This window comes from Pseudomonas sp. KBS0710, assembly GCF_005938045.2.
Taxonomy (GTDB): domain Bacteria; phylum Pseudomonadota; class Gammaproteobacteria; order Pseudomonadales; family Pseudomonadaceae; genus Aquipseudomonas.
The window spans coordinates 3,352,094-3,378,926 of record NZ_VCCF02000001.1 but is presented as its reverse complement, the minus strand read 5'-3'; the positions used below and the strand labels follow the sequence as shown (position 1 = coordinate 3,378,926).

24 protein-coding genes are annotated in these 26,833 nt (G+C 62.6%); 10 read left to right on the top strand and 14 right to left on the bottom strand.

Annotated features, from left to right (window positions below):
• Positions 1-9: 9 nt before the first annotated feature.
• Positions 10-435, bottom strand: coding sequence for a hypothetical protein (locus FFI16_RS30790; RefSeq protein WP_138815628.1), 426 nt, complete (start codon positions 433-435; stop codon positions 10-12).
• A 145-nt stretch (positions 436-580) separates the two neighbouring features.
• A complete protein-coding gene (locus FFI16_RS15075) occupies positions 581-1,303 on the bottom strand; it encodes a pirin family protein (protein ID WP_138815629.1) in 723 nt (240 codons plus the stop codon).
• Positions 1,304-1,483: 180 nt separating this feature from the next.
• Between FFI16_RS15075 and FFI16_RS15070 the strand changes: the two genes are divergently transcribed.
• Together FFI16_RS15070 and FFI16_RS15065 are read left to right on the top strand one after the other, a co-directional pair.
• Positions 1,484-2,434 carry a GlxA family transcriptional regulator gene (locus FFI16_RS15070; protein WP_138815630.1) on the top strand — a complete coding sequence of 317 codons (951 nt, stop codon included), beginning with the start codon at positions 1,484-1,486 and terminating at the stop codon, positions 2,432-2,434.
• A gap of 146 nt (positions 2,435-2,580) precedes the next feature.
• On the top strand, positions 2,581-4,026 hold the full coding sequence (locus FFI16_RS15065; protein ID WP_371923626.1) for a winged helix-turn-helix domain-containing protein: 1,446 nt from the start codon (positions 2,581-2,583) through the stop codon (positions 4,024-4,026).
• Here the strand turns inward: FFI16_RS15065 and FFI16_RS15060 are convergent.
• Together FFI16_RS15060 and FFI16_RS15055 are read right to left on the bottom strand one after the other, a co-directional pair.
• Positions 3,973-6,735 carry a winged helix-turn-helix domain-containing protein gene (locus FFI16_RS15060; RefSeq protein WP_138815631.1) on the bottom strand — a complete coding sequence of 921 codons (2,763 nt, stop codon included), beginning with the start codon at positions 6,733-6,735 and terminating at the stop codon, positions 3,973-3,975. The genes FFI16_RS15065 and FFI16_RS15060 overlap by 54 nt on opposite strands.
• 56 nt (positions 6,736-6,791) lie before the next feature.
• On the bottom strand, positions 6,792-7,190 hold the full coding sequence (locus tag FFI16_RS15055) for a helix-turn-helix domain-containing protein (protein ID WP_138815632.1): 399 nt from the start codon (positions 7,188-7,190) through the stop codon (positions 6,792-6,794).
• A 204-nt stretch (positions 7,191-7,394) separates the two neighbouring features.
• Here FFI16_RS15055 and FFI16_RS15050 point away from each other — a divergent pair, with 204 nt between their 5' ends.
• The 5 genes from FFI16_RS15050 to FFI16_RS15030 all read left to right on the top strand — a co-directional run bounded on the left by FFI16_RS15050 (position 7,395) and on the right by FFI16_RS15030 (position 12,469).
• Entirely contained in the window at positions 7,395-8,303 is a 909-nt protein-coding gene (locus tag FFI16_RS15050; protein ID WP_138815633.1) for a LysR substrate-binding domain-containing protein, read from the top strand.
• Between the two features lie 96 nt (positions 8,304-8,399).
• Entirely contained in the window at positions 8,400-8,990 is a 591-nt protein-coding gene (locus FFI16_RS15045) for an antibiotic biosynthesis monooxygenase (RefSeq protein WP_138815634.1), read from the top strand.
• Positions 8,987-10,825 carry an amidohydrolase gene (locus tag FFI16_RS15040; protein ID WP_138815635.1) on the top strand — a complete coding sequence of 613 codons (1,839 nt, stop codon included), beginning with the start codon at positions 8,987-8,989 and terminating at the stop codon, positions 10,823-10,825. Before FFI16_RS15045 ends, FFI16_RS15040 begins: the two co-directional genes overlap by 4 nt.
• Before the next feature lie 28 nt (positions 10,826-10,853).
• Positions 10,854-11,471: an isochorismate family cysteine hydrolase YcaC gene (gene ycaC, locus FFI16_RS15035; protein ID WP_017137757.1), complete on the top strand. Its 618-nt coding sequence runs from the start codon at positions 10,854-10,856 to the stop codon at positions 11,469-11,471.
• Between the two features lie 116 nt (positions 11,472-11,587).
• Positions 11,588-12,469 (top strand): LysR family transcriptional regulator, encoded by an 882-nt coding sequence (locus tag FFI16_RS15030; protein ID WP_138815636.1) that lies wholly within the window; start codon positions 11,588-11,590, stop codon positions 12,467-12,469.
• Between the two features lie 122 nt (positions 12,470-12,591).
• Here the strand turns inward: FFI16_RS15030 and FFI16_RS15025 are convergent, their stop codons facing one another.
• From FFI16_RS15025 to FFI16_RS15000, 6 genes are all read right to left on the bottom strand, one after another.
• Complete coding sequence (locus FFI16_RS15025) at positions 12,592-13,539, bottom strand: D-isomer specific 2-hydroxyacid dehydrogenase family protein (protein WP_138815637.1); 948 nt, start codon at positions 13,537-13,539, stop codon at positions 12,592-12,594.
• A gap of 13 nt (positions 13,540-13,552) precedes the next feature.
• Positions 13,553-14,809: an acyl-CoA dehydrogenase family protein gene (locus FFI16_RS15020; RefSeq protein WP_256666260.1), complete on the bottom strand. Its 1,257-nt coding sequence runs from the start codon at positions 14,807-14,809 to the stop codon at positions 13,553-13,555.
• Positions 14,806-16,146: an LLM class flavin-dependent oxidoreductase gene (locus FFI16_RS15015; protein ID WP_138815638.1), complete on the bottom strand. Its 1,341-nt coding sequence runs from the start codon at positions 16,144-16,146 to the stop codon at positions 14,806-14,808. Before FFI16_RS15015 ends, FFI16_RS15020 begins: the two co-directional genes overlap by 4 nt.
• 14 nt (positions 16,147-16,160) lie before the next feature.
• Complete coding sequence (locus FFI16_RS15010) at positions 16,161-17,135, bottom strand: ABC transporter substrate-binding protein (protein ID WP_138815639.1); 975 nt, start codon at positions 17,133-17,135, stop codon at positions 16,161-16,163.
• 99 nt (positions 17,136-17,234) lie between these two features.
• Positions 17,235-18,818, bottom strand: coding sequence for a rhodanese-related sulfurtransferase (locus tag FFI16_RS15005; RefSeq protein WP_138815640.1), 1,584 nt, complete (start codon positions 18,816-18,818; stop codon positions 17,235-17,237).
• Entirely contained in the window at positions 18,815-19,426 is a 612-nt protein-coding gene (locus tag FFI16_RS15000; RefSeq protein ID WP_138815641.1) for a cysteine dioxygenase, read from the bottom strand. Before FFI16_RS15000 ends, FFI16_RS15005 begins: the two co-directional genes overlap by 4 nt.
• A gap of 225 nt (positions 19,427-19,651) precedes the next feature.
• Between FFI16_RS15000 and FFI16_RS14995 the strand changes: the two genes are divergently transcribed.
• The gene (locus FFI16_RS14995; RefSeq protein ID WP_138815642.1) at positions 19,652-20,557 is read left to right on the top strand and encodes a LysR family transcriptional regulator; all 906 of its coding nucleotides are present in this window, start codon (positions 19,652-19,654) and stop codon (positions 20,555-20,557) included.
• Between the two features lie 177 nt (positions 20,558-20,734).
• Positions 20,735-21,529, top strand: a complete 795-nt coding sequence (locus tag FFI16_RS14990) for a class II aldolase/adducin family protein (RefSeq protein WP_138815643.1) — start codon at positions 20,735-20,737, stop codon at positions 21,527-21,529.
• Between the two features lie 137 nt (positions 21,530-21,666).
• On the opposite strand, the gene FFI16_RS14985 is transcribed toward FFI16_RS14990, so the two are convergent.
• The 4 genes from FFI16_RS14985 to FFI16_RS14970 form a co-directional block, all read right to left on the bottom strand.
• Positions 21,667-22,749 carry an LLM class flavin-dependent oxidoreductase gene (locus FFI16_RS14985; protein ID WP_138815644.1) on the bottom strand — a complete coding sequence of 361 codons (1,083 nt, stop codon included), beginning with the start codon at positions 22,747-22,749 and terminating at the stop codon, positions 21,667-21,669.
• A 177-nt stretch (positions 22,750-22,926) separates the two neighbouring features.
• Positions 22,927-24,234: an ATP-binding protein gene (locus tag FFI16_RS14980; protein ID WP_138815645.1), complete on the bottom strand. Its 1,308-nt coding sequence runs from the start codon at positions 24,232-24,234 to the stop codon at positions 22,927-22,929.
• Positions 24,231-24,971 carry a response regulator gene (locus tag FFI16_RS14975; protein WP_138815646.1) on the bottom strand — a complete coding sequence of 247 codons (741 nt, stop codon included), beginning with the start codon at positions 24,969-24,971 and terminating at the stop codon, positions 24,231-24,233. Before FFI16_RS14975 ends, FFI16_RS14980 begins: the two co-directional genes overlap by 4 nt.
• 117 nt (positions 24,972-25,088) lie before the next feature.
• Positions 25,089-26,498 carry a PLP-dependent aminotransferase family protein gene (locus FFI16_RS14970; RefSeq protein ID WP_138815647.1) on the bottom strand — a complete coding sequence of 470 codons (1,410 nt, stop codon included), beginning with the start codon at positions 26,496-26,498 and terminating at the stop codon, positions 25,089-25,091.
• 158 nt (positions 26,499-26,656) lie between these two features.
• Between FFI16_RS14970 and FFI16_RS14965 the strand changes: the two genes are divergently transcribed.
• Positions 26,657-26,821, top strand: a complete 165-nt coding sequence (locus FFI16_RS14965; protein WP_016968943.1) for a rubredoxin — start codon at positions 26,657-26,659, stop codon at positions 26,819-26,821.
• The last annotated feature ends 12 nt before the right edge of the window (positions 26,822-26,833 follow it).

The following is a 26,833-nucleotide window of genomic DNA, read 5'->3' as shown; positions in this document are numbered from 1 at the left end:
CAGCGAGGGTTATACGTGGTTGCTCTGCAGACGATCAGCACCGCCTTCAGCCAGGCCACGTTCCTGCAGACGATCCGCACCGCCTTCAGCCAGGCCACGTTCCTGCAGGCGATCCGCACCGCCTTCAGCCAGGCCACGTTCCTGCAGACGATCCGCACCACCTTCAGCCAGGCCACGTTCCTGCAGACGATCCGCACCGCCTTCAGCCAGGCCACGTTCCTGCAGGCGATCAGCACCACCTTCAGCCAGGCCACGTTCCTGCAAGCGATCAGCACCGCCTTCGGCTATACGGCGTTCCTGCAGACGGTCAGAACCGTTTTCAGCTACGTGGCTGCCTTGCAGGCGATCCGCGCCGCCTTCAGCGACAACCGGGTGGGCGAAAGCGTTGGCAGCCAGTACCGAAAAAGCGAGGCTAAGCAAGAGTTGGCGTTTCATGATGGTGTGCTCCGAGAGTTGTAGTTGGGTGTTGCCGGGTATGGGTTTGATGGTACGCGTTGGATTTTTTAAGAGAACTTCATTGCGCTGATGGTGACTATCGACGCCAGCGATGGCCCGTTTTCCCGGGCCATCGTGCAGGCGCTCAAGGCATCTGCGGCAGTTCCTGAGGGCGCAGGTCAAACACCAGCACCTCGGCGTCTTCGCCCTGGCTCAGGCGGATCTGGCGTTCATTGCGCAGCCGTGCGCCGTCGCCTTCCTGCAAGCGTTGGCCATTGAGTTCAACGCTGCCACGGGCCACATGCACGTACACATGGCGGTCCACCGGCACGTCCAGGGTGGCGGTTTCGTCGCCGTCGAACAGCCCGGCATACACCCGTGCATCCTGGCGAACATTGAGCGAGCCATCCGTGCCTTCCGGCGAGATGATCAGCTGCAAGCGCCCACGTTTTTGCGCCGCGCTGAAGTGCTCCTGCTGATAGCGCGGCTCGGCGCCGACCACATTCGGCACAATCCAGATTTGCAGGAAGTGCACACCATGGCTCTGGCTGTGGTTGAACTCGCTGTGGGCCACGCCGCTGCCGGCGCTCATCAATTGCACGTCGCCAGGGCGAATCACCGAGCCGGTGCCCAGGGTGTCCTTGTGTTCCAGGGCGCCTTCGAGCACATAGGAGAAAATCTCCATGTCGCGATGCGGGTGCTGGCCGAAGCCTTTGCCGGCGGCGACGCGGTCATCGTTGATCACCAGCAGGTCGGAAAAACCCTGCTCCTTGGCATCCCAGTAGTTGGCAAACGAGAAGGTGTGGAACGACTTCAACCAACCGTGATTGGCGGCGCCGCGTTCCGAGGCTTTGCGAAGGGTCAGCATGGTCTTGTCCTCAAGTGAGCACCGGCTGCGAAATGCAGGGCGCTTGCGTTGAGAAGAAGGTTAATGGTTTTCGGTGGATTCATTAATAAGCTGAAAATTGAATTAATGTCTCATTCTAGTTGACAGTTTCAAGCGTGCCATAATGCCGTCCCGACTCCCGTTACGATGGACTTGCTCTTGATGAAAACCGTGGCCATGGTGCTGTTTCCAGACTTCCTGCTGCTCGATATGGCCGGGCCGCTGGAGGTGTTTTCCATAGCCAACCGCTACCTTCCGGCAGCGGAGCATTATCGGATCTTGACGATCGGCACCGAGCCCGGCCCGCTGCGCGCCTCCAATGGCGTGCACGTGCATGCCGACCTGCAACTGGAGCATGCCGACGAGGCCTACGACCTGCTATTGGTGCCCGGCGGGCCTGGCGCTTATAACGAATGCCATCCGGCGTTGCTGCCTTGGCTTGGGGCCGCAGCGCCACGGGCACGGCGCTTCGGTTCGATCTGCACCGGCGCCTTTGTGCTGGGGCACGCCGGGCTGCTCGACGGCCACCGCGTCACCACGCATTGGCACTACACCGACCGCCTGATCAAGGGCTTTCCCAAGGCCATTGTCGAGACCGACCGCATTTACTTGCAGGATGGCCGCTTGATTACCTCCGGCGGGGTCACTGCCGGCATCGACCTGGCGCTGTCGATCATCGCCCAGGACCACGGCCGACAGGTGGCGGTCGACGTCGCCAAGGTGTTGCTGGTGGTGATGAAACGCCAGGGCGGCCAGGCTCAGTTCAGCCCGATGACTGCCGCCGTCGCGCCGCTGGAAACCCCGATCACCCGCGTGCAGAACCAGGTGCTGGCGCAGCTGGACCAGCCATTGAGCATCGTGTCCATGGCCGCGCTGGCGGGCATGAGCGCGCGCCATTTTGCGCGGCTGTTCGCCAAAGAAGTGGGGATGACGCCCATGGCCTTTGTGCAAGGCGCGCGCATCGACCGTGCCCGGCACCTGCTGGAAAGCACTGACCTGCCGCTCAAGACCGTGGCTTTCCGCGCAGGCTTCGGCAGCGTGCGGCATATGCGCTTTCTGTTCAGCGAAAAACTCGGCCTGAACCCCACGCAGTACCGACAACAGTTCAGTTGACGCCGTAATGTCCGTCTGGCTGCCCTGATTGTCCGTGTCGCTCCCTGTGCCAGCATTGTCCTGTCACGCATAGCTGGCAAGATAGCTCCAGGCCCTTGAAAGGAGGCGCAGACGCCCAAGGCCGGGTGTTCCAGCGCTGTCAGCAGATGAACAATGCACACACGGTGAGCTTCGGCCCCTATACCTTTCATCGCGATCAACGCCTGGTCAGCAAGACCGGCCTGCCGGTGCAGTTGGGTGGGCGTGCGCTGGATATCCTCGCGATACTGTTGGAGGCGCCGGGGCAATTTATCAGCAAGGACACCTTGATCGGCCGGGTCTGGCCGAACAGCGTGGTGGAAGACAATAATTTGCGTGTGCACATCGCCGCCCTGCGTCGTGCGCTGGATGGACAACGCTATATCCTCAATGAACCGCAACGCGGCTACTGCTTCGTGGCGCCGTCACCGGTGCCGGCACCACGGCCTCGGCATAACCTGGCCGCACGGCTCAGCCCGGTGATAGGCCGCGACGAACTGCTGGGCAGCCTGGTGCGACGCCTGGGCGGCCAGCGGTTGATGATGCTCACCGGCTGCGCCGGAATCGGCAAGAGCAGCGTGGCGCTGGCGCTGGCCGAACGGGTGCTGCCGCGTTATCGCGATGGCGTGTGGTGGCTGGACCTGGCAACGGTGCAGGCGCCGAAGCGGTTGCTGGGCTATCTGACTGAAACCCTGCACCTGCAATCCTGTGACAGCGCCCATGCACTGTGCGAGCAATTGGCCGCCCGGCAACTGTTGCTGGTGCTCGACAATGCCGATTTGTTGCTGGGTGCCTGCCGACATCTGGTGCATACGCTGCAAGCCAGGGCGCCGCAGGTGAGCGTGCTGCTGACCAGCCGCGAAGCCTTGCAGGTGCCCGGCGAATGGGTGCAACACGTACCACGGCTGGCACTGCCGACGTCAACCGCCCGAGGCTGTGTCGAGCAGGCCATGATGTATCCGGCCCTGCAATTGTTCGTGGCGCGGGTGCGTGCCGGTCAGCAGGGGTTTGTACTGCGGTCTGAGGACCTGGCGCCGTTGTGCGATATCTGCCGGCGCCTGGACGGCATCCCGCTGGCGCTGGAACTGGCGGCGGCCCAGATTGAAGCCCTGGGAATACGCGGCTTGCAAAAGCAGTTACACAACGGCGTGCAAGTGTTGAGGCGTGGCCGACGCACGGCGGTCGAGCGCCATCAATCGCTGACGGCAGCGCTGGATTGGACGTATCAACGCCTGAGCCTGCCGCAGCGTTGGTTGTTCCTGCAGTTGGCGCTGTTCAAAAGCACGGTGACGTTGCCGGCCTTGACCGAACTGGTGGCCGGCACTGAACTGGCGCATGCCGACCTGGCTTACCTGCTGGTACGCCTGGTCGCGACGTCTTCCCTGGTGGTCGAGCCCGGCCCCGGCCCGCAGCGCTATCGGCTGCTCAACTGTGTGCGCAGCTACGCCCTGGCGCAACTGCGTGACCCGTTGCAGGTGGCGCGTTTGCAGCAGGGCTATGGGCATTATCTGGGGCCATTTTCAGGCCAGCCGTTTGTCCTGCAACTGGTCGAGCAGGCTGCGCACGCGGACTAGATCCTGGGTGGCATAGCCTTCGGTAAATTGCCCGTAGACCGAACTCAACAGCTTACGTGCTACCCGCACGCGGCCCTGGCTTTGCCACAGGCAGGCCAGAGAGGTCGCGCAGCGCAACTGCCAGGCCAGTGCGCCTTGCGCGTGCGCCACGCCCAATGCTTCGAGCAGCAGCGATTCGCGCGAACTCAGGTCGGGCAGGGCCTCGGCGCGCACCCTGAAAATCTCGGCCGTGCACCAACCGGCCGCGCCGTTTCTGGCGCGCTCAAATACCTTGTCATCTACCTGCGCGGCATTGAAGGTCACCAGTATGTCCTGAACCAGGCCCAGGCCTTGCAATGTCTCATGGGGAGCAGTGCCCTCGTAATGCCGCGCCCAGGTGTGAAACAACTGCGCCGAATGTTTCTGCGAGTGCTCCAGCAACAGCACCAGCAGCGCGTGCGCGGCGTCGCTACCGCCGTTGTAGTGGGCAATCGGTACGCTGGCCAGGGCCAGGGTGTAGCAGATCGAGGTGCCGTGGTTGATCTGCAACGCCAGCTCCAGCGCCTGGTTGGCCGTTCGCGCGGCCCGCTCTGGAAACCCGCGCAGCCACAGGATGCGCGCCAGCACCGTCAGCGACGCCACACTCTGGTCGTATTGCACGCCAAAGCCATGGGTGAAACGGTTGAGATGGCCGCTGTGGGCCATGCGCTGCAGCACTTGTTCGGCATTGTGCAGGGCCAGCACCTGGTTGCCCGCGTAATGCTGGGCCAGTACCCGTAAGCGCTGGGCACTCAAATCCAGCAGCGGATCGGTGCGCGGGTCGAGGCGGTCGAACTGCAGGCTCTGCTCCAGCGCCTCACGGTAGTGGCCGGCACACAGATTGACCGCCATGTGCCCGGAGACGGCTCGCAACTGGCCGCCATTGTCCTGGAGCGCTTGCGCCAGGCGCCGGGCCGCCACAAACGCAGCGATAGTCTGTGGCGCGCCGCCGAGGGCGTGATAGGACAGGCTGCCCAGGGCCAGTTGCAGTTGCATGGTCAGTTGCGTGCAGGGCGCGCCCGATTGCGGCATCAGCGCCAGGGCCTGGCCTACGTACAGCGCATGTTCGCGCAGCAGTGACAACTCCTGCCACAACGGCATGGCGCTGACCGTCAGGCGAATGCCCAGCAGGTGCGCGCCGTGTTCGCCCAAGCCCCAGTCGAGCGCGGCGCGGATGTCCTCGCGCAATGGCGCATAGCGGTTGATCCACAGCTCGGTGGCGGTGAATTCCCAGTCCTTCTGCGCCTGCTCCATCAGCGCCAGGCAGCGCGCCGCATGGCGCTCGCGTGTGCTGTCGAGTTCAGCCGCGAGGGCGAGCTTTTCCAGGGCATAGCTGCGGGTGACATCCAGCAGACGATAGACCATTTCATCATCGCCGGCCTCGACGTTGAGCAGTGACTTGGCCACCAGCTGGGTGATCGAGCCCAGCACTTCAGCCGGTGCGATCTGCTCCCCGGCGATCACCGCCGCCGCGCTTGCCAGGCTGAACCCGCCACGAAACACCGCGAGGCGGCGCAGGCAGATCTGTTCGCAAGCGGTGAGCAGGTTAAAACTCCAATCCAGCGTGGCGCGCAAGGTTTGCTGGCGGGGCAGGTCGCTGTGCAGGCTGCGATTGAGCAGGCGCAGGTTGTCGTCCATCTGCACCAGCAAGCCCGGCAAGCCGAAGCGCTCGATCTGCGTGGCGACCAATTCGATTGCCAGGGGAATGCCGTCCAGGCGCTTGCAGATCTCGATCGCCAGGGGCAGTTGCGCATCGCTGAGTTCAAAACTGTCCTGGTGCGATATGGCACGCTCGATCAGCAGTTGCAACGCCGGGTAGCCAAGGGCCTGGGCGCGATTCCCGGTAGCAGGTGGGCAGGCCAGCGGCTCCAGGCGTTGCACGTACTCGCCCTCGGCGCGCAGGGCTTCGCGGCTGGTGGCCAAAATGTGCAGGTGTGGCATGTGACGCAGCAAGGTTTCGCTGATCAGCGCGATGTCGTCCAACAGGTGTTCGCAGTTGTCGATCACCAGCAGCAACTGCCGCGCGTGCAGGTTGCGGGCCAAGGTCAGCAGCGAGTCATGTTCGGTGGGTGCGAAGCCGAGGAGGGCAGCCAGGTTGGGCAGGATCATTGACGGCGCGCTGAGTGGCGCCAGGTCCAGCAGGTGAATGCCGTCGCGGTAATGGCCGATCAATAATTCCGCCACACGCAGCGCCACGGTGGTCTTGCCGATGCCGCCCGCGCCGGTCAGGGTGATGAAGCGTTGCTGCGGCAGTTGCTGCACCAGTGCGTCGATCAACACCTGGCGGCCAATCATCCGCGTACGGCGCAGCGGCAGGTTATGGCCCTGGTTGTGGGGAATACCGTCGATGGTTGTCGTCATCGGTTCGATGCTCAGGGGCGCGACAAAGCTGTAACCGCGCTGGGCCACGGTGACGATATAGCGCTGCCCGGCCTGGCCATCGCCCAGGGCTTTGCGCAACGCGGCCATATGCACACGCAGGTTGCCGTCTTCGACCACCGTTTTGGGCCATACCCGCGTGATCAGTTCCTGCTTGCTCACCACATTGCCGGCGTGTTCCAGCAAGATCAGCAAGATTTCTAGCGCGCGTCGGCTCAGGCGCAAGGGGCGGCCAGCCTCCAGCACCAGGCGCTGGCGCGGGTGGACACGGTAGGGGCCGAAATGCACGGCCTGGTCGTTGAGGTCACTCATGGTGGCCCCTGTTCCGGAAAAAGTTTGGCCAGCATATTCCAGGCAGGTGCAGACCACTAGGCCGCCATCACCTGTGATTTTTGACGCGTGTGGTGATTTCGCCAGGTCATCGGGTTCACGCCCTCGCTGCGCGTGAACATATGGCAGAAGTGCGCCTGGTCGCAGAAGCCGCATTCGAGGCTGATCTGGGTCAGGCTCAATGACGACCCGGTGATCAGTTCCTTGGCCCGCTGAATGCGCTGTTGGCGAATCCACTCCTGGGGCGACAGCCCGGTGGTGCACTTGAACGCACGGGAAAAATGGCTGCGCGACAGCGCACAGGCCTGCGCCAGCTCGGCAATCGCCAGGCTTTCGCCGAGTTTGGCGAGGATCAGTTGCTTGGCAACTCGCTCGCGCCGAGGGCACAAGCCACCGGTGACACCAAGTCGGGGTGCACAGTCATCAAGTCGGGCCATGACAATTATCCGTAGTCGATGGGAGTGTTCCCGGTGAATGGATGCAGTGTAGACCGCTGTATTTTTGGCGCCGGGCCGTCTGGCTGGCGAGTTAATCGTTGTTAATTTCGTCAGGTGCGCGCCTGGAAAAGACAGCACAGGCATGCAATCGGCGATCCGTGCGGCATGCTTACCTGACGGCCTGATAACCGTTTGGATACCGCCATGAACCGCAACGACCTGCGCCGCGTCGACATGAACCTGTTAGTGATTTTCGAGGCGCTGATGTTTGAGAAGAACCTCACCCGGGTCGCCGAAAAACTGTTCATGGGCCAGCCGGCCGTGAGTGCCGCGCTCGGGCGCCTGCGCGACCTGTTCGACGACCCGTTGCTGCTGCGCAATGGGCGCGGCATGGAGCCCACGCCACGGGCGGTGGCGATACTCAAGGAGCTGCAACCGGCGATGGACACCATTTCAGGCGCAGTCAGCCGCGCCAAGGATTTCGACCCTTCCACCAGCTGCGCGGTGTTTCGTATCGGCCTGTCCGATGATGCCGAGTTCGGTCTGTTCCCGCCGTTGCTCAGCCAGCTGCGCGAAGAGGCGCCGGGGATCATCGTGGTGGTGCGCCGCGCCAACTACCTGTTGATGTCGCCATTGCTGGCCAGTGGCGAGATTTCCGTGGGCGTCAGCTACACCACCGAACTGCCGGCGAATGCCAAGCGCAAGAAGCTGCGGGACATTCCCTGCAAGGTGCTGCGCGGCGACGACGGCGCGGCGCCGTTGACACTCGATGACTACTGCACGCGGCCCCATGCGATGGTGTCGTTTTCGGGGGACTTGAGCGGCAATATCGACCTTGACCTGGCGCGCATCGGCCGGGCGCGCAGGGTGGTGCTGGCGGTGCCGCAATTCAGCGGCTTGCGCGCACTCTTGGCGGGCACGCAAATCATCGCGACGGTGCCCGACTACGCCGCCTGTGCCTTGACCGAAGGCACGGTGCTGCGCGCCGAGGACCCGCCCTTTGCGATTGAAGCCTCGGAATTGTCGATGGTCTGGAGCGGCGTGCATGACAATGACCCGGCGGAGCGCTGGTTGCGCTCGCGCATCAGTGAGCATATGGCGCGGATGGCGTGAGCGCGCCGGGCGAGACAGCACAAACATCCAATTCCCGCCCCCCGTTCCCCGCCAGACTCCCCCCATCGCTCAACTCTCCAGGGGGAATCACACCGTATGGACTCGACACCTGAAACCAGCCCCGACGAAGTCGTCACCCTCGTGGTCAAGCACCTGATCAAGGCCGGCCGTGAAGCCGATTACGAGGCCTGGCTGCGGCGTATCGTGCGCATCGCCGGTGAGCGCCCCGGCCACCTCGGTGTGGATGTGGTGCGCGGCAAGCAGGGCGGGCAGGCGCTGTTTACCTGCGTCTTGCGCTATCGCTCCACCGACGCGCTGCAACGCTGGCTTGACTCCCCCGAACGCCAGTCGTTGATCGCTGAAGCGGCACCGATGCTGGCCGATGGCGACAAAACCGAAATCGGTGCGGCCAACGAGTTCTGGTTCGCGCCCCTGGCCGACAGCGCCGCCAAGCCGCCGCGCTGGAAGCAGGCGGTGGTCAGTCTGTGCGTGATTTTGCCGCAAACCCTGCTGTTGCCGTTTATCTGGGGGCCGATCCTGCGCTTGCACCCGTTCCTGTCCAACTACGTGGTGTCCACCTTTCTGGTAACCCTGACCATTGTGTTGCTGGTGGTGTACCTGCTGATGCCGGCCGCCACCCGCCTGTTCGCTCCCTGGCTTGAAGCCTCTGTAAAGGAAACCCTATGAACGCCGATCTGATTCTGTTCAATGGCCAGTTCCACACCGTGGACCGTGAAAACCCACGGGCCACTGCGGTCGCTATCCACCAAGGCCGATTTGTCGCGGTCGGCACCGACGGCGAGGCCATGGCCCTGCGCGGCAGCGGTACCCAGGTCATCGACCTCAAGGGCCGCACCGTGATCCCTGGCCTTAACGACTCGCACTTGCACCTGATCCGTGGCGGGCTGAACTACAACCTTGAACTGCGCTGGGAAGGCGTGCCGTCACTGGCCGACGCGTTGCGCATGCTCAAGGATCAAGCCGATCGCACGCCGACGCCGCAATGGGTGCGTGTGGTGGGTGGCTGGAACGAATTCCAGTTCGCCGAAAAACGCATGCCGACCCTGGAAGAGTTGAATCAGGCCGCGCCAGATACGCCGGTGTTCGTGCTGCACCTGTATGACCGTGCCTTGCTCAACCGCGCCGCCCTGCGCGTGGCCGGTTACACCAAGGACACGCCGAACCCACCGGGCGGCGAGATCGTGCGCGACAGCAACGGCAACCCCACCGGCATGCTGGTGGCGCGTCCCAACGCGATGATCTTGTATGCAACCCTGGCCAAGGGCCCGAAACTGCCGCTCGAATACCAGGTCAACTCGACCCGCCAGTTCATGCGTGAACTCAATCGCCTGGGCCTCACCAGCGCCATCGACGCCGGCGGTGGTTTCCAGAACTACCCAGACGACTACGCGGTGATCGAGCAATTGGCCAAGGACCAACAGCTGACGGTGCGCATCGCCTACAACCTGTTCACGCAAAAGCCCAAGGAAGAACTCAGCGACTTCAAGCACTGGACCGGCAGCGTGACCCTGCACCAGGGCGACGACTACCTGCGCCACAACGGCGCAGGCGAGATGCTGGTGTTCTCGGCGGCGGATTTCGAAGACTTCCTTGAGCCACGCCCCGACCTGCCGTTGACCATGGAGCAGGAACTGGAACCGGTGGTGCGCCATTTGGTTGAGCAGCGCTGGCCGTTCCGGCTGCACGCCACGTACGACGAATCCATTTCGCGCATGCTCGATGTGTTCGAGAAGGTCAACCGCGATATTCCGTTCAATGGTCTGCCGTGGTTCTTCGACCACGCCGAAACCATCACGCCGAAAAACATCGAGCGCGTCCGGGCCCTGGGCGGTGGTATTGCGATCCAGGACCGCATGGCCTTCCAGGGCGAATATTTTGTCGAGCGCTATGGCGCCAAGGCCGCCGAAGCCACGCCACCGATCAAGCGCATGCTGGCCGAAGGTGTGCCGGTAGGGGCGGGCACCGACGCCACGCGGGTCTCGAGCTACAACCCATGGACTTCGCTGTACTGGATGGTCAGCGGCCGCACCGTCGGTGGCCTGGAGCTGCACGCCGAAGGCCTGCCGCGCCTCACCGCGCTGGAACTGTTCACCCACGGCAGCGCCTGGTTCTCCTCGGAGCAGGGCAAGAAGGGCCAGATCAAGGTCGGCCAGTTGGCGGATGTGGCGGCACTCTCGGCGGACTTCTTCAGTGTCGATGAAGAAGCCATCAAATGGATCGAGTCGGTACTGACCGTGGTCGGCGGCAAGGTGGTGTACGGCGCCGGCGACTTCGAAGATTTTGCACCACCTCAAGTACCGGTGCTGCCGGACTGGTCGCCGGTGGTCAAGGTGCCGGGGCACTGGCGCCCAGGTTCAGCGGTGCAAGCCCAAGTGCACCACTGCAGCGGCCCATGCGGCGTGCACGTCCACAGCCATGAAAAAGCGCGGCTTTCCAGCGTACCGGTCAGCGATTTCCAGGGTTTCTGGGGCGCGTTTGGTTGCTCGTGCTTTGCCTTCTGATTTTAAAAACACCCAAAGGAGTTCACCCATGACTTACAAGCGCTTGAACAAAGATGACGCCGTGGTATTGCTGGTCGATCACCAGACCGGCCTGATTTCCCTGGTGCAAGACTTCTCTCCGAACGAGTTCAAGAACAACGTGCTGGCCCTGGCCGACGTGGCCAAGTTCTTCAACCTGCCGACCATCCTCACCACCAGTTTTGAAAGTGGCCCTAACGGTCCGTTGGTGCCGGAACTCAAGGCACTGTTCCCGGACGCGCCTTACATCGCCCGCCCTGGCCAGATCAACGCGTGGGACAACGAAGATTTCGTCAAGGCCGTCAAGGCCACCGGCCGCAAGCAGATCATCATTGCCGGCGTGGTAACGGATGTGTGCGTCGCGTTCCCGACCCTGTGCGCCCTCGCTGAAGGTTTTGAGGTGTTCGTGGTGACAGACGCCTCGGGTACCTTCAACGAAACCGTGCAGCAAGCCGCCTGGGCACGTATGACGGCCGCCGGCGCGCAACTGGTGAACTGGTTCTCTGTCGCCTGTGAACTGCAAGTTGACTGGCGCAACGACATGGAAGGCCTGGCCAACCTGCTGTCGCCGCGCATTCCGAACTACCGTAACCTGATGAACAGCTACTCGGCGTTTACGGCCAAGTAAGCGGCTGTCAAAGGGGTAGATCATCCCTGCAGGAGGGGGCAAGCCCCTCCTGCATTTGATTGTGTCGTAGCTGCTGACAGGCTATAAACCAGCCAAATGTCCACCGAGAAGCGACAATGAACCCCTTCGAAGACATGCGCCTGTTTTGCCAGGTCATGGAGTCCGGCAGCTTCACCGCCGCCGCCGAGCAATTGGGCTTGTCCAAACAATTCGTCAGCCGCCGCCTGATCCAGCTGGAAGACCGCCTGGGCGTACGCCTGCTCAACCGCTCCACACGCCGGCTGGACGTTACGCCACTGGGCCAGAGTTACTACGAATCGGCCTTGCGCCTGCTCGGTGAAGTCGAGCAAGTGGAGCAGGGCATTGCCGGCCAGAACAGCGAACCACGGGGCACGATCCGGCTCAGCGCGCCGTTGTCGTTTGCCATGGCCCATCTGGGCTGCTTGTTGCCGCAGTTCCTGCAACGTCACCCGCAGGTGTCGGTGGAAGTCGACTTGAGTGATCGTCCGGTGGACCTGATCGGCGAGGGCTACGACCTGGTTTTGCGCATCGGCACGCTGGAAGACTCGACCCTGATTGCCCGGCGCATCGCCAGCGTACAGCGGGTGTATTGCGCCAGCCCTGATTACCTCGCCGCCAAGGGCACGCCGCTCAAGCCCGAAGACCTGGCCGACCACGACTGCCTGCCCTATGGCCATGGCCGTCAGGTGCAGTGGCGTTTCAAAGGCAAATTACAGGCGCTCAACGTCAGTGGGCGCATGCGTGCGAACAACGGCGAGTTGCTGCGCGACACCGCGATCGCCGGATTAGGCGTCACTTATTTGCCGACCTTTATCGTAGCCGAGGCCTTGAAAGACGGGCGTTTGGTGACGTTGCTGGATGACTTCGCCCCCGAGGCCCTGACCCTGTCGGCGGTGTACCCGCAGCACCGGCAAAGCTCAAGGCCGGTGCAGGCGCTGGTGGAGTTTTTGCGCGAGCGCCTGGCCGGTGGCTGCTGATTCATAGTCGTCCTTGTGAAGACCGGCTTATGTGGGAGCTGGCTTGCCTGCGATGCAGGCGCCTCGGTGTGTCAGTCACACCACGGTGATGCTATCGCAGGCAAGCCAGCTCCCACACACATTCAAGGGTCGACAAGATTGGCCAACGTCGAACCCTGCACATACCGCTGCAGATTCGCCAGGAACGTATCGGCAATCTCCTGCTGGCTGTTGGTCGAAATCGCCGAGGTGTGCGGCGACAACCGCACCCGTGCATGGCTGTACAACGGGTGCCCCTGTGGCAGTGGCTCCGGTTCGGTCACATCCAGCGAGGCCAGGCCGATCTGACCGTTATCCAAGGCTTCCAGCAGGGCTCCCTGATCCAGCAAACCACCGCGCGCGATATTGATCAGGTGCAATCCCGGCTTGGCGCTGCCGAGCACATCCCGGTCGACAATATGCCGCGTGGCCTCGGTGAGCGGCGCCGCCAGCACCAGGTGGTCGGCGCGGGCGAACAGGTCGTGAATATCCTTGGCGGCCTCAACAGGTTCCACCTCAAAGGGCGCCTGGCTCTGGCGCAGCGCAACCACGTTGATCCCCAAGGCCAGGGCTTTTTGCGCCAGGCTTTTGCCGATCGCACCAAAGCCCAGAATGCCCAATGTGGTGCCCTTGAGCGGGCGTAACGCGGTGAAATTCCACTGGGCATCCTTCACCCATATATCCGGCAAATGCTTGGCCGCCGCAAAGATCGCCGCCAGGGCGAACTCGGCGAGGTTATCGGCCGCGCTGCCCCGTGAAGTGGTCACCGGCGGGCCGTTGAACAGCCATTGTGGGTAGAAGTCGATGCCCGACGACACCAGGTGCACCCACTGCGCGCCATACGGCCAGCCCGGCGGCGGAGTATCGGGCGCGGTGTAGCCGCGCACATTGATAGGGCGCAGCAGCAGGATATTGGCCTGGGGCGGCAGGTCGCTGGGCACACCGGCCGGCACGCCGATGACCTGGGCCTGGGGGTGGAGCGAGGCAAGGCGTTGGCGCAATACCTGGTTGTAATCTTCGTCCAGCTGGCTGGCGATAATCACCTGACTCATAAGCGTTCCTTATTCATTGTTGCGCACGTTGCGTGAACACCGCTTTACCCACGCCTTGCAGCACCGCGTCGTTCTGCGGCGTATGCACGCGGCTGCACAGCACGTCGCGGTAATGCCGTTGCAGCGGGCTATGGCGCGACAGGCCAGGGTTGCCCGAGGCTTCGATGGCCAGCTCCACGGCGCGGATCGCATTGCCGGTCACCAGGTATTTAAGCTGCGCCGCATTGGCGGCTGGCGTGTGGCCTTGGGCGGCGGCATCGAGCAGGCTGCGGTTGGCAAACAGCAGGGTGTCGATATGGCCGACGGTTTCCTGAAAACGCGGCAAGCTCGACAGCGCGGCGCCTAGGTTGGACGGCTTGCGTTCTTCCAGCCAGTTCACCAACCAATCCCGCGCGGCCTGGGCCACAGCGTCGTACACCGACGACAGCAGCACCGCCATCCACAGGAACCCGTCGCCATCCAGCTCCGGTTGTGGTGCGCTCCAGGGGCTGACGTTGACGGCATGGTCCAGCGGCACCAGGACGTTATCGAGCACCACTTCGTGGCTGCAGGTGGCGCGCATGCCCAGGTGGTCCCAGGTGTCGATGATGCTTACGCCGGGGCTGTTTTTCGGCACCAGCCAGGCGCCTACCAACGGGTCGGCGTCATCACTGCGTGCCCACACGCTGAACCAGCTCAGGCCATGGCTGCCGGTGGAGTAAATCTTGCGCCCGCTGATGCGCCAGCCTTCGGCGGTGCGCACCGCCGTGGTCGCCGGCAGCCCGCCACGGGCCGGGGTACCCAGGTCGGGTTCGACGCGCAGGGCGTTGATCAACGCACCGTTGCGCACGGCGTCTTCGGCGACTTGCACGCGCAGGTGCTGCGGCCAGGTTTTGCTGTCTTGCAGGCGTGTGTGTTGCAGGTACTGCATCATCAGAATCAGCGCGGTCGAAGGCTCGCCCTTGGCAATCGCGCTGATGGCCTTGCGCGCCTGCGGCAAGCTTGCGCCACCACCACCCAGGGCCTTGGGCACGGTGAGGGCGACCAGGCCATGTTCATGCAGCCGCTTGAAATTGGCGTGGGGGAAGGCCCCACTTTGGTCATACAGGTGCGCGGTGCTTGCCAGCTCGGCACTGAGGCGTTCGAGCAGGGCGTCGAATTGCGCCGACCCCTGTGGGAGCTGGCTTGCCTGCGATGGCGGTGGATCAGCCACCCGCAATGCAGGCCCAGAGACCGCTATCGCAGGCAAGCCAGCTCCCACATTGGCTAATCGGTTGAGAGGCTCACTCATGCCAGCGCTTCCTGTTGCACTTCAACTTCGCTGTACCGATTGGTCGGCACCTCCAGCCCCAGGTTATCGCGCAAGGTCTGGCCGCTGTACTCGCTGCGAAACAGCCCGCGCTGCTGCAGCACCGGCACCACCAGTTCGGTGAAGTACTGCAAGCCATCGGGCAGCACCGAGTTGATGATGAAGCCGTCGCTGGCGCCGGACTCGAACCAGGTTTGAATCGCATCGGCGACCTGCTCCGGGGTACCGACAAAATCGCGCTTGGGCCGCGAAAAGCGCAAGGCCACTTCGCGCAGGGTCAAGCCTTCGTCCCTGGCCAGTTGCTTGATACGGTCGGAACCGCCTTTCTGGCTGTTGCTGCCCAGGTCGCCAAGCTCCGGGAAGGGTGCGTCCAGCGGGTATTGGCTGAAGTCGTGGTCGTTGAAGGGGCGGCCCAGCGCCACAATCGCATCTTCAACAGTGACCAGGTCCACGGCCTGCTGATAGCGGCTTTCCACCTCGGCGGCATCGCGCCCGACAATCGGGCGGATGCCCGGCAAAATCGCCAGGCTGCCCGCATCACGGCCAAAACCTTTGGCGCGGCGTTTTAAGTCAGCCGAGTAAGCCTTGCCTTCTTCGAGCGTCTCCACATGCACAAAAATCGCATCGGAATGCTCGGCGGCAAAGTTGCGCCCATCCTCAGAGGTGCCCGCCTGGAAAATCACCGGTTGGCCCTGACGCGAGCGGGCGATGTTCAGTGGGCCTTTGACCGAGAAAAACTCGCCCTTGTGGTTCAGCGCATGCAGTTTATTGGGGGTGAAAAACTCGCCGCTCTGCTTGTTGTAGGCAAAGGCGTCGTCTTCCCAGGAATCCCACAGGCCCTTGACCACGTTCAAGTGTTCCTTGGCGATGCGGTAGCGCACGGCGTGGGGCGGGTGCTCGGCTTTGCCGAAGTTGTCGGCGGTGCCGCTCAGCCAGGAAGTGACCACGTTCCAGCCGGCGCGGCCGCCGCTGATATGGTCCAAAGAGGCGAACTGGCGCGCCACCTGGTAGGGCTCGGTGTAGCTGACGGTCACGGTGGCGACCAGGCCGATATGGGTGGTCAACGCGGCGAGGGCCGAAAGAATGGTCAGCGGCTCGAAACGGTTGAGGTAATGCGGGCTGGATTTGGCGTGAATGTGCAGGCTGTCGGCGATAAACACAAAGTCGAACTTGGCCGCTTCGGCCAGCTCGGTTTGTTGTTTATAGAAGCCAAAGTTCGTACTGGCATTCGGTTGCGCCTGCGGATGGCGCCATTCGCCCCAGCCGTGACCGACACCGTGGACCATAGCGCCCAGTTTCAGATGACGTGGCGTGCTCATATGCGGCTCCTTGCTTAGCGCGATGCTTGGGAAGTGGGAAAACGTTCGGCGTTAAAACTCGTGTCGAAACCCTGGGACACGTCGATGCGCTTGGGCAGCAGGCCTTCTTGCTGATAGGTGTCGGCGGTGGCTTGCAGGCCCTTGATCACGCTGTCGTCAATCACTACGGGGTTCAGTTGCGTGTCTTTGGCCACCTCCAGGTGCACCGCCAAGGGCAGGCCGGTGATCTTGGCTTGGGCGGCGGCGTATTCATCCGGGTGTTTGTTGGCCCAGGCGTAGGCGCGGTCGACGCGGGCCACGAAGTCATCCAGTTGCGGGCGTTTGTTGGCGATGGCCTGGCTGGTGGCGGCGAAATACAGGTGGTTGCTCAGTAACGTCTTACCGCTGACCAGAACCCGGGCGTGGCTTTGTGAGGTGACCACCGTGGTGTAAGGGTCCCATGTCGCCCAGGCATCGACGGTGCCGTTATCGAGTACCAGCCGGGATTCGGCCGGCAGCAGAAAAATGAATTGCACATCCTTGGTCGTCAGGCCCGCGCTGGCCAAGGCCCTGATCGCCAGGTAGTGCCCGATGGAGCCGCGCCCGGTGACGATTTTCTTGCCCTTGAGGTCGGCGGCCGTCTTGATCGGCGAGTCCTTGGGCACCACCAGGGCGGTGGTGTTGCGCCCTTCGGCGTGGATGATGCTGACCACCTTGAGCGCGGCCCCGGCGCCCAAGGCGAACACATACGGTGCATCGCCGAGGGCGCCGATATCGACGGCACCTGCGTTCAGGGCTTCGCCCAGCGGCGAGGCGGAAGGGAACTCCGACCACTGGATTTGATAGGGCACGTTTTGGGTTTCGCCAGAGGCTTCCAGCAGCGCCTTGATCGTGGATTTCTGGTTGGCCACCCGCAGCGGTTGCAGGTCGGCGGCGTGTGCAGTGCTGAGCAGGCCGAGGACCAGGGCGCTGCTCAGCAGAAGGTGTTTGAAGGGCGTGCTAAAGACCATGATGGATAAATCCCAGGCAAATTGAAAAAGTGTGGGTTACCTCCGCCTGGCAAGGGGTCGGTGCGGCCTGCCCCGGTGTGGGGCAGGCGTGAAGGTGGTTCAGATCACGTAGAAACCGTGGGTGCCATCGCGCGCCAGTTGGTCGACCAGGCCGAATTCCCAGTCCAGGTACGCTTGCATGGCTTCCTTCGGGCTGTCGGTGCCTTCGTAAGGGCGGCGGTAGCGGTCGATACGCGGTGACGCGAGATGGGTCTCGCCTTCTTCCAGCGGCAGTTTTTCGGCGATCCAGTTAAGCGTGCCACCTTGCAGCAGAAAGACCGGCTTGCCGGTGATGGCTTCTACTTCAGCGACCGCCAGGCGCGCCAGTTGGCTGGTGCCGCAGGTCAGCACATAACGTTCGGCAGGCGGCACTTTGGCCAGGGCCTGGGGCAATTGCGCGCGCAAGGCCCAGAAGGCACCGGGGATATGGCGTTTGACGTAGTTGACGCTGGGGGTGAAATCCAGCACCGCCGTGTCGCCATGGGGCAACCACTCGGCCAGGGTGTGGGGGCTGATCAGTTCGGCCTGCAAGGGCGCCGGCACCGGCGCGACCCAGGCGCCTTGTTCGCTGAAGTTCGCGGGTTGCAGGTCGTCCAGTACATGCACCTCCCAGCCCAATTGCGCGAGCCATGACGCGGACATATTGGCCCGCACGCCGTCGTCATCGGCCAGCACCAAGCGCGCTCCGCGCACGCTGGCCACATGGTCGGTTTCCTGCACCAGTTGGCCGCCCGGTGTGGAGCGCGCGCCCGGCAAGTGGCCAGCTTCGAATTCCTCCGGCGTGCGCACATCGAACAGGTACGTGGTGCGGTTGGTTTCTTGCTGCCAGCGTTGCAGGTCGGCGAGCGTGGCGCGGCCAACCTGCGCCTTGTCGGCCACCCGGCGCGCATCCTGTGCAGCGATCTGGCGGTGTTCTTCGCTGGTCGGCGCAAAGCGGCGCGCTTGACCATGGGCGAGTTTCTGCCCGGCCAGGGTCCAGCCGATGGTGCCGTTGCGCAGTGCCGACACCGGGTTGGCGATGCCTGAGTTGATCAGCGACTGGGTGCCGATAATGCTGCGGGTGCGCCCGGCGCAGTTGACGATGATGCGGGTGGCCGGGTCCGGCGCCAGTTCACGCGCGCGCAGCACCAATTCGGCTCCCGGCACGCTGATGCCGGTGGGAATGCTCATGGTCTGGTATTCGTCGAAGCGGCGTGCGTCGAGCACCACCACATCGGCCTGGCTGTCGAGCAGGGCCTGCACTTCTTCAGCGGCCAACGAGGGCGTATGGCGTTCGCTCTCAACCAGCTCGCCGAAGGCTTTGCTCGGCACGTTCACGTCGATAAACAGCTCGCCACCGGCGCGACGCCAACCGTCCAGGCCGCCTTCGAGCAGGCTGACTTGGGTGTAGCCCAACGCAACCAAGCGTGCGGCGGCGCGTTCGGCCAACCCTTCGCCATTGTCGTAGACCGTCACTTGGGTATCGCGACGGGGAATACGCGCATACACCTCCAGCTCCAACTTGGACAGTGGGATATTCGCAGCGAACAGCGGGTGCGACTCGGCAAAGGGCGCTTCTTCGCGCACGTCGACCAAGGCGACTTCTTCACGGTCCAACAGGGCCTGGCGAATCTGGGCGAAGCTGCGGTTCGATACGGTGGTCATAGGGCAGGGCTCTTTTCTTTGGACAAATCCCAGATGTTCGGGAGGTAGGCGTTGGAATAACCGGAGATAAACAGTTTCTCGCTGCCGTCGGGCTGGTACACCGCGCGGCGCACGGCACCAATATTGGCGCCGTATACATGAATGCTGATCGACACCTGGTCGCTGTGGGCATTGCTGACCTGATGGATATCACCGACCTTGGGCGACACCGCCTCAACCTGGCCGGGCAGCAGTTGGACCGGTTTGCCTTCGGCCTCCAGGCTGCCATCGGGCGCCCGCTCAAAGCCTTGGGAAAACTCCGCACCGCGCAACATGCCGATCAAGCCCCACACCCGATGGTCGTGAATCGGCGTGCTTTGGCCCGGCCCCCACACAAAGCTGACGATGCTGAAGCGCTGACGCGAATCGGCATGCAGCAAAAATTGCTGGTAGCGTTCCGGGTCGGGTTGGGCGTATTCGTCGGGGAGCCAGTCATCATGGCTGACCAGCTGCGCCAACAACTTGCCGCCACGGTGCAGCAGGTCGCCTTCGCGTGGGTTGCCGTCAATCAGCTCGGCCAGGGCGCCTATAAAGGCTCTGAGTCTTTCGGGGTGTCGAGCCTGGGTCATGGCAGTTCCATCAATACTTTTATGGGGATGGCTTGATGGGTTTATATAAGCATAATGTTTATAGTTAATATGCTATTTTTTAATGATTAGCTTATAGCTTTAGGTAATTTAGAACCGGTCTGAATAGCGTTAGACGTTATCGATCACAGCGCAGGCTATCCAGACAGCCGTGTGACAACTATGCTTGCCACACATCTTAACGACTGTTCTCTATGTGCGGCCCAAATGAAAATTGACGATATCGATGCCTTTGTCGAAGTGATTCGTTGCCAGTCCATCAGCCACGCTGCCGAGTCGTTGCAGTTGACTCAGCCGGCCATCACCCGACGCGTGCAGAACTTCGAGCAGGCGCTGGGCGTGGAGCTGTTCGACCGCAACACCAAGCCGCTCAAACCTACGTTGATCGGCACGCGGGTGTATGAGCAATGTCGGCTGATCCTGCGCGAGATGGATGCCCTGCGTGAGCTGGTGGCCACCGATGCGCCGCCTAGCGGTGTGTTGCGCCTGGGCGTGCCGCAGACCATCGGCGATGTGGTGCTGCTGGATGCGCTCAAGCACTTGCGCAGCGAATACCCCGACTTGCGCGCCCAGGTCGCCACGGGTTGGGGCAGCCAATTGGTCGGCAAGATCGAGCGCGGCGAGCTGGATGCGGCGGTGGCGTTGTTCCCGGCGGGCAAGATCTTCCCGGACAACATTGTCGGTGAGTCCATCGGCAAGATGGAGTTGGTGGTGGTGTGTGCCAAGGCACAACTGCCGAAAAAGCCGTGCAAGCTGGCTGATGTGTATCAGGGCGGCTGGATTCTCAACCCGGATGGCTGTGGTTTTCGTGCCGGTTTGCAGCGCACCTTGTCCGACCAGGGCCTGGCGCTGCGGGTGAACCTGGAAACCTTCGGCACCGAGTTGCAACTGGGCCTGGTGGCGGACGGCCTGGGCCTGGGTCTGGTGCCGCGCCCGCTGCTGGAACGCAGTGCACACCTTGAGCAATTGGCGGTGGTGCCGCTCAAGGACTTCAAGCCGGTGATGGATTTGTGGCTGATCTACCCGCACTTTTTGGGCAACCTGCAAGGGCCGGTGGATGCCTTTGGGACGCTGGTGGCGGCCTCTTTACACAAGATCCGCAATGCTGCGTGAGCCTGAGGGGCTGCAGACTGATCGTTCCCACGCGGAGCGTGGGAACTATCTATGTGGTAGTCGGTTATTTTTATAAAAAAAAATAATAATTAGCTTAGATTAAAATGTGCTTTTTATTATTTTTGGCGATCCCCTAGGCTGACTGGAAGTCCTTAAGGCCATCCAGGAAGTTTTGCCATGAGCAGCGTCACCTCGATTTCCAGCGTTTCCAGCAACGTCCGCCAGCGCGTCACGCCAGAAGAGTGGGAGGTGCGCGTCAAACTGGCGGCGGCCTATCGACTGGCGGCGTTGTACAAGTGGACCGACCATATCTACACGCACTTTTCTGCCCGTGTGCCAGGGCCGGATGAACATTTCCTGATCAACGCCTACGGGCTGTTGTTCGATGAAATCAACGCCTCCAACCTGGTCAAGGTCGACCTCGACGGCACGATTGTCGACGACCCGACCGGCCTGGGTATCAACTACGCAGGCTATGTGATCCACAGCGCCATCCACGGCGCGCGCCATGACCTGCAAGCGGTGTTGCATACCCACACGCGCGACGGCATTGCGGTGTCGGCGCAGAAGGATGGCTTGCTGCCGATCTCCCAGCACTCCATTGCGTTCTCCGGGCGCGTGGCTTACCACGGTTATGAAGGCGTGGCGCTGGACCTGGATGAGCGCGAGCGGCTGGTGGCCGACCTGGGCGACAAGAGTGTGATGATCTTGCGCAACCATGGGCTGTTAACCGCAGGCGTCAGCGTGGAACATGCCTTCCAGCAACTGCAAGGGCTGGAGCGCGCGTGCAATATCCAGATCGCGGCGCAGGCGGGTGGCAATGCAGAGCTTATCTTCCCGCCGGCAGAGGTGGTGGCCAAGGTGGAGGAGCAGGCCAAGGTGTTCAGCAATGGCGCAGGGCCGGGTGTGGTGCGCCATTGGAATGCGTTGATTCGGCAGTTGGAGCGCACGGATAGCGATTACAAAAACTGAACTTGAAACCACTGAAGATCAAAAATGTGGGAGCGGGCTTGCTCGCGAATGCGGCGTGCCAGTCAACGCAAATATTGACTGATCCACCGCATTCGCGAGCAAGCCCGCTCCCACATGGGTTGTGTGGTGTTCTTTAATCAGGCGACCTGTTTGGCCTGTTCACGCTCGGCGACCAGCTGGCGGGTCAGTGGGATCAGCTGCTTGCCGTAGTCGATCGCATCATTGAGCGGGTCGAACCCGCGTATCAGGAAGGTGGTGATACCTAGGTCGTAGTAATCGAGCAACGCCTCCGCGACTTGTTCGGCGGTGCCGACCAATGAGGTGGAATTGCCCTGCGCGCCCAGCAACCCGGCAATCCCGGTCCATAGGCGCTTGTCCAACCGCGAGCCCTGCGCTGCGGCTGCCAGCAAGCGGCGCGAGCCTTCGTTGGGTGGTTCGCGGCGCACAAAACCGTGCTTTTCGGCCAGTGCCGTCGCCTGTTGCAAGATCGTTTCGGCACGCGCCCAGGCCAATTCCTCGGTTTGCGCAAGGATCGGCCGCAACGACAAGCTGAAGCGAATCGTGCGCCCGTGCTTGGCCGCTTCTGCACGCACCTGGGTCACCACTTCGCGCACCTGCTCGTAGGTTTCACCCCACAGCGCATACACGTCGGCATGCTTGCCGGCCACCGCAATCGCGGCCGCTGAAGAACCGCCGAAGTACAGCGGGATATGCGGCTGCTGTGGCGATTTCACCGTCGAGTGCGCGCCTTCGACCTGATAGTAGGTGCCGCTGAAGTCGAAGGGCTGTTCGCTGGTCCATTCCTGGCGCACCACGCTCAAGTATTCGTCGGTACGTGCGTAGCGTTCGTCCTTGCCGATATGGCTGCCATCGGCGCGCAGTTCACGTTCATCGCCGCCGGTGATGATATGCACGGCTGTGCGCCCACCGTTGAACACGTCCAGGGTCGCGAACTGGCGTGCGGCCAAGGTCGGCTGGGCAAAACCTGGGCGATGGGCGATCAGGAACTGCAGCTTTTGGGTCACGCTGGCAGCGTGCGCGGCGATCAGCGTGCTGTCCGGGCTGTTGGAGTGAAACGCCACTAGCGCGCGGTCGAAACCTGCTTCTTCGTGGGCGCGGGCCACGGTTTCGACGTAGTCCGGTTGCAGGGTAGGGCCGCTGCGCGGGTGAATCTCGGAAGCGTGATGGCCGCCGATGTAACCGATAAATTCGATGCTCATGGTCTGTCCTTGTCGATTGCGCGATTAACACCTCCTCCGGGCGTGGGGTCGGTCACTCGAGTCAAAAGTAAGGGCAGTGGCGGGGTCTGTAAAATGCCTGTTGGTTCTAACCTAATTATTAAAAAATTGAATTATTATTTGTTAAGGTTATTAGCAGGGCGCATTAATCTCAAGCGGCTACACGCTCAAACGAATCTCGGCACACAAGCCACCCTCGACCCGATTACTCAAGGTCAACGAGCCGCCGATCGCCACCGCCAGTTGCTGGGCAATTGCCAACCCCAGCCCGGTGCCGCCGGTGCCGCGGTTGCGTGAGCTTTCTACCCGGTAGAACGGCTGCATGACCTGCGCCAGTTCGTCTTCGGCAATCCCCGGGCCTGGGTCCAACACCTTGATCGACAGCTCGCCATGGGCTGTCGAACTGACTTCCAGCTCGGCGCTGCCGGCAAATTTAAGGGCGTTGTCCACCAGGTTCACCAACACGCGGCGCAGTGCGTGTGGGCGGGTGTCGAGGATCATCGCGCTTTTGCCGTGCAGGCTGACTTGCTTTTGCATGTCCTGATAGTCAAACACCAGGCTGTCGAGAAAGGCGTCCAGGTCAATGCGGTGGCTGGCTTCGGTGGCGCCATGAACGCTGCGCGCATACGCCACGCCCTCACGCACCAGGTGCTCCATTTCGCTGAGGTCGTTCCACAGTTTGTCGCGATCGGCACTGTCATCCATAAACTCGGCGCGCAGTTTCATGCGGGTGATCGGCGTTTGCAGGTCATGGGAAATCGCCGCGAGGATCTGCATGCGCTCCTTGAGGTATTCGGCAATGCGCTGTTGCATGGCATTGAACGCCGCGGCGGCATGCGCGACTTCACTCGGGCCGCTTTCGTCCAGGGGCGTGGGATGGGCGTTCGGGTCGAGGGTTTCGACCGCACGCGCCAGGCGCGTCAGCGGGCGCACGGCCAGGCGCACCGCGACCCAGGTGCAGCCAAGCAGCAGCGCCAGTTGCAGCACCAGCACCACCGGCAACCAATAGGCCACGGGCAGGGCGGCGGGGCGTACGTCGAGGGTGATCGGGTTGCCATCGGCCAGGGTCAGGTGCACCTGAAAGTGTTTCTGGATGCCGGGAATCTCGCGAAAGGTCAGGGCGTAGTGCTCGCCCAGGGCGTCCGCAATCGAGGTGGCCGCCATGGGCACGTCGTTGCTGCTCATCGGTTCACCGGCCTCGCCGGCGTTGAGCAAGTACCGGTAATTCTGCCGGTCGATACGCGCCAGCCAACCGGCGCGCTCATTGGCGGGCAGGCGGTCGAGGATGGCCACCGAGGTGGACACGTCGTTTTCCAGGTTGCCGAGCATCACCGTGCGCGCACTGATATAGCGCTCATAGAACTGCGCACTGAACGACAACCCATGGGCACACACCAGGCTGATCAGAAAAATCAGCGACAGCTGGGACGCCAGTGTGCGTGGCCAACCGAACCGCCATGGCTTCATTGCTCGGCCTCGAGGATTTGCACCGCCAGTGAAAACACATAACCCTCACTGCGCACGGTCTTGATATAGGCCGGTTCGCGGGCGTCATCCAGCAAACGTTGACGCAAGCGGCTCACCAGCAGGTCGATGGAGCGATCGAACAGGTCGGCATCACGCCCCTGGGTCAGGTTCAGCAATTGGTCGCGGTTGAGCACGCGTTGCGGATGGTCGAGAAACACCCGCAACAGGCGGTATTCGGCGCCGCTGAGGGCTACCAGCGTGTCGTCCTCATCGAGCAGGTGGCGGGCGGTGGTGTCGAGGCGCCAGCGACCAAAGCGAATCAGCCGCCCGGTTTCACTCACCACCAGGTTGGGCGGCAGCATACGGGTGCGGCGCAGCACGGCGTTGATGCGTGCAAGCAATTCGCGCGCTGCGAACGGCTTGACCAGGTAATCATCGGCGCCCATTTCCAGGCCGATGATGCGGTCGGTTTCGTCGTTGCGCGCCGTGAGCATCAGCACCGGCGTGGCTTTGTGCTTGCCCACCCGCAGTTCGCGGCACAGCTGCAAGCCGTCATCGCCGGGCATCATGATATCCAGCACGATCAGGTCCACGGGCGTGGTGTCGAGGAAGCTGCGCATCTGGCGGCCATCGGCAACCACGGTGGTGCGCATGCCGTTTTTCTTCAGGTAATTGCCCACCAGCTCGCGGATTTCCCGGTCGTCATCGACGATCAGGATGTGATCGACATGATCCATGCTGCCTTCCTCGTTAAATGCTCTTGGGCGGCAGTCTAGCCATCGCCGCAGACTTTGCCTTGTGCCCTTTGTATTGCAGTGTATCTGGCGACAACGAGATACACAGCGAAGCAAAAATCAGTGGCGCACGGCCTTGAGCAACAGCGCCTCGAACACCCGCTGGGCGCGCGGTTCGTCCGTGTGGGCGACATTAAAACGCATTGAATTGAGGTGCGCCGGGTCGTAGCCGAACAGCGCGCCCGGCGCCAACACCAGGCTGCGTTTCAGCGCTTCCTGGGCCAGCAGTTCACCGTTTACGCCCTTGGGCAGGCGCGCCCAGATAAACATCCCGCCTTCAAAAGCCATCGGCAACTCGCAGCCGCAGCGCTTGAGCCATTGCTCGACGCGCCCGCCAGACTCCATCAACCGCTGGACCATACGTTTGCGGTGCTTGGCATAGCTGCCTTCGCTGAGCATGCGATAGACGATCTGCTCGAACAGCTCCGAGGTCACGCCGCCGCTCATCAACTTCATGTTGGTGAGGTTGGCGGCCAATTGCGGCGCGGCCACCACGTAGCTCACGCGGGTGTTGGCGCTGAGGATCTTGGAGAACCCGGAAAGGTAGGTGACCTGATCCAGCCCGGCGAGGGCGGCCAGGCGCGGCGGCGGGTTGGGGTGCAGGTCGCCGTAGAGGTCGTCCTCGACGATATGGCAATGGTACTGCTGGGTCAGTTGCAGCAGGCGAAACGCCTGGCCGGGGCTGAAGGAATGGCCGGTGGGGTTATGCAGCACGCTGGTGGTCAGGTACAGGCTGGGGCGATGCTCGGCCAGCAGTTGTTCGAGCGCGGCAAAGTCAAAACCGTCGGGGCGTCGCTCGATGGTCACCACTTTGACCCCGTGCAGGGCCAGGTTGGCGTGGAAGTTGAAGTAGCACGGCGCGTCCAGCAGCACCGTGTCGCCGGGGCGCGCGAGCAGGCGCATAAGCATGTCCAGGCCCTGCACGGTGTTGGGCGTGGTGATGATCTGTTCCACCGGCACCGACAGGCCTTCGCCGTGCAGCTTCTGTTGCAGGGCCTGGCGCAACGGCAGCAGCCCGGCCGGCGTGCCCAGGCCGGCAATGCGCAGTGACGGCGCGCGCACCACGCTGCGCATCGTTTGGCGGATGGCCTCGCCGTTCAACCAGTCCTCCGGCAAGTGCCCGCCACCGGGGCGCAGCTCGCCACTGGCGGTGACCAGCGGGCGGCGCAGCACGCTGAGCAGGTCCTGGGGCAGCAGGTCGACCCAGGTGGCGGCGGCCGGGCGTGCGGTTTCCATCGCCACAAAATAGCCGCGGCCTTGGCTGGAGGTCAGCAGGTGGCGCCCGCGCAGGCGGTCCAGTGCTTCGTTTAGGGTGAACTTGCTGACCCCCAGGGTCTGGGTCAGTTCGCGCACCGACGGCAACTTGCTGCCGGGTGCCCATTCACCGCCCTCGATGGCCTGGCTGAAGGCGTCGACGATCTGCTGGACCTTGGGCGTGCCTCCCACAAAAGCGATGGCGGATACAAACATGAACCTTCCTTGTCTTTGCCGGTGCTTTTACCGGTGAAGTTAGGCCGGATTAGGCACCACTTTACCTGCCTTGTGCAATGACGCTGCCCTAGACTGCGCGCCATCTCGCCGGAAACAGGCGAAGTTTCTTACACGCGAGCAATGGATTTCGCATTCTCATGAAGACTTATATGTGCGCACCCTGCGGTTTTATGTACGTAGAAGAATTGGGTATTCCGGAGGACGGAATCCCGGCAGGCACCCCTTGGGAAGAGGTGCCGGAAGACTGGACATGCCCTGACTGCGGCGTGACCAAGGCCGACTTTATGGCCATTGAACTTTAATCCTCCATCAAC